Raw genomic sequence first — 4,947 nt, forward strand, 5'->3', positions numbered from 1 at the left:
TGGAGGCACGGCTGCGGCTGGTCATTGCACGATCCAGCGCCGCCGAGACCGAGACCAGCAACGAAATCCGTGCATCGGGCGTAGTCATCGACGAGGCCAGCTACACCGCCCGGGTCGGCGGCGAACCCCTGAACCTGACCTACAAGGAATTCGAGCTCCTGAAGTACCTGGCGCAGCACCCGGGCCGGGTCTTTACGCGCGACCAGCTGCTGCATGAAGTCTGGGGCTACGACTACTACGGGGGTACCCGCACGGTCGACGTGCATGTGCGCCGCCTCAGGGCCAAACTCGGCGCCGACCACGAGCAACTGATCGGGACTGTCCGCAACGTGGGGTACCGGTTTACGCTGAGCCGGGCAACTGACGATCGTCCAGCCGTCGACGCCTAGCCTGCCGTTAAACCACAGAAGCCCCTTCCCACTTGAGTGGAAAAGGACTCCTTAGGTATTGCTTCGGTGTTACTGAGTGGAGGACATACGGGTCGAACGTATCGCGGGCACCCCACTGGTGCATCCCCCGTGAACGATCACTCACATTACCCCACCGTTCGTGCCACTGGCAAAATTGTCTCCCGCAACCGGGATACGGGGCGTTAGGCTGAAAGCATGACCACAGCCCCCGTCCCGACCTGGCCAGTTCTCCACACCGCCGGGGCCCCCGAGCCCAGCTTCCTGCAGGACATCCTTGGGCTCGCCGCAGCCGCAGCGGAGGCCGACGGCAATCCGCCGTTGTCCGAGCAGACCCTGGTCAATCTGAGGACCGCCGGTGCCCATCCTGAATCACTTCTGGTTTTCGCCACCTACGCTGCCGACGGCGATTCGCCGTTGGCTGCCACCGCTACCCCTGAGAGCTCCCCGGCATCACATGAAGCGGAAGAGCTGGCCGGCGTAGCAGTGGTCAGTCTGCCCAGAGCGGGATCGGACGACAGCACCGATCCAGGTGTGATCGAGCTGGTGGTCCGGCCCACCTACCGCAACCAGGGGGTCGGAAGTGCACTGGCCGACGAGGTCAAGGCCAACGGTTTGCCTGCCCTGCGTGCCTGGTCCCACGGCAACCATGCGGCGGCAGTCAGCCTGGCCGCCAAAAACGGCTTCGTTCCGGTCCGTGAACTCTGGCGGATGCGCCAGACCCGGGCTGCACTCGAAGCCTCGGTCCTCGCGCCGACCGCTGACCAGGCGCCCCTGCCCGACGGCGTCGTCCTGCGCGCCTTCCAGCCCGGGGTTGACGAGCAGGCGTGGCTCGCAGCTAACCGGGCAGCCTTCGCCGACCATGCCGAGCAGGGGTCAACCACTCTTGAAGACCTGCAGGCCCGGATGGCCGAGGACTGGTTTGACCCGCACGGATTCCTCCTGGCGGTGCGGGAAGCTGACGGTCACTTGCTCGGCTTCCACTGGACCAAGGTGCACCCACGATCGGGTGACCACCCGGCCATGGGTGAGGTCTACGTTGTCGGGGTCACCCCCGAAGCGCAGGGAATGGGGTTGGGGAAGGCGCTCACTATCGCCGGAATCGAACACCTGCATTCGCTGGATCTCCAGGCGATCATGCTCTACGTCGACGCCGACAACACCGCAGCGGTGGCCCTCTATCGCAAGCTCGGCTTCACCCGCTGGGATGTTGACGTCATGTATGCGCCGCAGGTTGCCGGGGCAAGCTTGTAAGGTGGATCCTGATGCCGTGAAACCCCTTGCGAGAGGGGTGGATTGCGGCAACCCACCCGCCGTCAGGAGACACCATGGAATCCGAAACCGCAGCACGCGTTCCGGCGCGGTACGGCTCGTCCGAGGTAGCACCAGCCCGTGCCACCCAGGACCGCATCGATATCCCCGAGTTTGCCCCCAGCCTGCTTCCCTCGGGAGCCATCACGCCTGACCGGTTCCTCGACCGGGAGTCGAGCTGGCTCGACTTCAATGCCAGAGTGCTTGAACTCGCCGAGGACCCTGACCTCTACCTCCTGGAGCGCGTCACGTTCCTCTCCATCTTTGCCTCGAACCTTGACGAGTTCTTCATGGTGCGCGTCGCCGGGCTCAAACGCCGGATCGCGACAGGGCTCGCCGTGCCGTCGGCAGCGGGCCTGAGCCCCATCGAACAACTCGAGCAGATCATGGCTGACGGCTACAGGCTGCAGCAGCGCCACGCGGCAGTGTTTGCCGAGAACATTCGGCCCGCGCTGGCCGCCGAGAACATCCATCTGACCACCTGGGATGAGCTCGACGACGCAGCGCGCGCCGAGCTGAACACACTCTTCGCCGAGAAGGTGTTCCCCATCCTGACGCCGCTCGCGGTAGACCCTGCGCACCCCTTTCCCTATATTTCGGGGCTCTCGCTGAACCTCGCCGTCGTCGTCCGTAACCCGGTCAGCGAAAAGGAACTCTTTGCCCGCGTCAAGGTGCCCGACCAGCTGCCACGACTGATCTCGGTCGACGGTCCCCGCGCGGGCAACGTCACGGGCCGTACGGCGCGTTTCATCCCCCTGGAAGAGGTCATAGCAGTCCACCTGGACCAGCTGTTCCCCGGCATGGAAGTTCTCGAACATCACACTTTCCGGGTGACCCGCAATGAGGACCTGGAGGTCGAAGAGGACGACGCCGAAAATCTCCTCCAGGCGCTCGAAAAGGAGCTGTTGCGGCGCCGGTTCGGCCCCCCGGTCCGGCTTGAGGTCACCACCGACATCAACCCGAGCATCCGAGCGCTGCTATCCCGTGAACTCGGGGTGGAAGAAGACGAGGTGTATGGTCTTCCCGCTCCGCTGGATCTTCGCGGGCTGAGCGTGATCGGCGGCATCGACCGTGGAGAACTTCGCTACCCCAAGCATGTCCCGCACACCAACCGCGACCTGAAAGAGAGCGAGACGTCCAAGGCAGCCAACGTCTTCGCTGCCATGCGGCGTCGCGACATTCTGCTGCACCACCCGTACGATTCGTTCTCAACATCGGTCCAGGCGTTCCTTGAACAGGCAGCGAATGATCCGAAGGTACAGGCCATCAAACAGACCCTGTATCGCACCTCGGGTGACTCACCGATCGTTGATGCGCTGATCGACGCTGCCGAGTCCGGCAAACAGGTACTGGCCCTGGTCGAGATCAAGGCACGTTTCGATGAGCAGGCCAATATCTCCTGGGCCCGCAAGCTGGAGCAGGCCGGGGTGCACGTGGTGTACGGGATTGTGGGTTTGAAGACTCACTGCAAGCTCTCGCTGGTTGTCCGGCAGGAAATCGACGGGCTGCGCCGGTACTGCCACATCGGAACCGGCAACTATCACCCGCGTACGGCCCGCTACTATGAAGATTTCGGCCTGCTGACCGCCAACGAGCAGGTAGGCCAGGACCTCACCCGGCTGTTCAACCAGCTCTCGGGGTATGCGCCGAAGTCAACGTTCAAGCGGTTGCTGGTAGCCCCGCGGTCGGTCCGGTCGGGACTGATCGACCGGATTGAACGCGAAATCGCCAATCAGAAGGCAGGACTCGCTGCTCGCGTGATGGTGAAGGTGAACTCGATCGTGGATGAGGCAATCATCGACGCCCTCTACCGCGCCTCGCAGGCCGGCGTGACAGTGGATGTGATCGTCAGGGGAATCTGCTCTGTACGCCCCGGCGTCCCAGGGCTCAGCGAGAACATCACCGTCCGCTCGGTCCTTGGACGGTTCCTAGAGCACTCGCGGGTGTTCGCCTTCGAGAACGGCGGAGACCCGGCAGTGTTCATCGGCTCAGCCGACATGATGCACCGGAACCTTGACCGTCGGGTGGAAGCCCTCGTGCAGCTCAGCGCCCCCGAAGACATCAACTACCTCATGTCCCTGCTCGACCGGTACATGGATGAGGGTACCGCGAGCTGGCATCTTGACAACGAGGGAGACTGGACCCGGCACCACAAGGACGCCGATGGTGCTCCCCTGAGCGATATCCAGAGCTTGTTGCTGGCGTCACGGGCCCGCAATCGGTCGGCGGTCCGCCACTGATGGCTTCGATTGATGAGGAAACTACCAGTGCTGAAGATGACGAACCGTCGGTACTAGCGGCGGGCGCCATCTGCTGGCGGAAGGAGCAGGGTCAGCTCGAGGTACTCCTGATACATCGGCCCCGCTATACTGACTGGTCCTGGCCCAAGGGTAAGATCGACCCGGGCGAAACCACCCCCGAATGTGCGGTCAGGGAAGTCGAGGAGGAGGTGGGCCTGCGGATCTCGCTGGGCATTCCTTTGGCATCGACGCGCTATCCGGTGGCGTCGGGGACGAAGCTTGTGAATTACTGGGCCGCACGCACCGAGCGGATGGTGGTCCGACCGGACGGCAAAGAGGTGGACAAGTTCCTGTGGGTCACTCCGACCCGGGCAGCTGAGCTGTTGACCAACCCCACGGATAGGGAACCTCTCGAATTGTTGGTTGCCGCTCACGAGGACGACCAGTTGGAGACCTGGCCGCTGATCGTGGTCCGCCATGCCAAGGCAAAGCCGCGATCCTCCTGGACCCGGGCAGAAGGTGAACGCCCGTTGGCGGCGACCGGTCGGCGGCAGGCTGCAGCGGTCAGCCGTCTCCTTGAAGCATGGGGCCCCTCACGGGTGGTGAGCAGCCCCTGGGAGCGGTGTGTCCAGACCGTCGCTCCCTATCTGAAGAACAAGGACATCAAACTCAAGCTGGCCGACTCGATCACCGAGCAGGATGCCGCCCGCAAACCTGACAAGACCAGGTCGACTGTCGAAAAACTGTTCGACAAGCGCCGTCCGGTGGCACTGTGCACCCACCGCCCAGTTCTCCCAGTGGTTTTCGGCGTCCTTCGGCAGCATTTGCCGGAGGCTCTCGCCGGCGCGCTGCCGGCCGAGGACCCGTACCTCGCCCCTGGAGAGGTGTTGATCTCCCACGTGAGTAGCAGGTCCCACGGCCGCGTTGTGGCAGTTGAGCAGTTCAGGGCTTACGACGACTAGCTCCTGCGCCATCGGGTGGGCCCGGCC

Annotated in this window: 4 protein-coding genes; all 4 read left to right on the forward strand. The window is 63.8% G+C overall.

Annotation, left to right across the window (positions count from 1 at the left end; translation table 11 throughout):
• The coding region (locus Y703_RS20470) for a winged helix-turn-helix domain-containing protein (protein ID WP_035765684.1) at positions 1-389 on the forward strand (389 nt) is incomplete at its 5' end.
• Between the two features lie 216 nt (positions 390-605).
• On the forward strand, positions 606-1,661 hold the full coding sequence (gene mshD, locus Y703_RS0116345; RefSeq protein WP_026553570.1) for a mycothiol synthase: 1,056 nt from the start codon (positions 606-608) through the stop codon (positions 1,659-1,661).
• 74 nt (positions 1,662-1,735) lie between these two features.
• Positions 1,736-3,958, forward strand: a complete 2,223-nt coding sequence (locus Y703_RS0116350) for an RNA degradosome polyphosphate kinase (RefSeq protein ID WP_026553571.1) — start codon at positions 1,736-1,738, stop codon at positions 3,956-3,958.
• A complete protein-coding gene (locus Y703_RS0116355; protein ID WP_051427686.1) occupies positions 3,958-4,920 on the forward strand; it encodes an NUDIX hydrolase in 963 nt (320 codons plus the stop codon). The genes Y703_RS0116350 and Y703_RS0116355 overlap by 1 nt, the downstream gene beginning before the upstream one ends.
• Positions 4,921-4,947 lie beyond the last annotated feature (27 nt).

This window comes from Arthrobacter sp. H20 (assembly GCF_000520515.1).
Classification (GTDB): domain Bacteria; phylum Actinomycetota; class Actinomycetes; order Actinomycetales; family Micrococcaceae; genus Arthrobacter_D.

Coding starts and splice junctions, on each gene's coding strand:
- mshD (WP_026553570.1), top strand. CDS start 606: ATGACCACAGCCCCCGTCCCGACCTGGCCAGTTCTCCACACCGCCGGG.
- Y703_RS0116350 (WP_026553571.1), top strand. CDS start 1,736: ATGGAATCCGAAACCGCAGCACGCGTTCCGGCGCGGTACGGCTCGTCC.
- Y703_RS0116355 (WP_051427686.1), top strand. CDS start 3,958: ATGGCTTCGATTGATGAGGAAACTACCAGTGCTGAAGATGACGAACCG.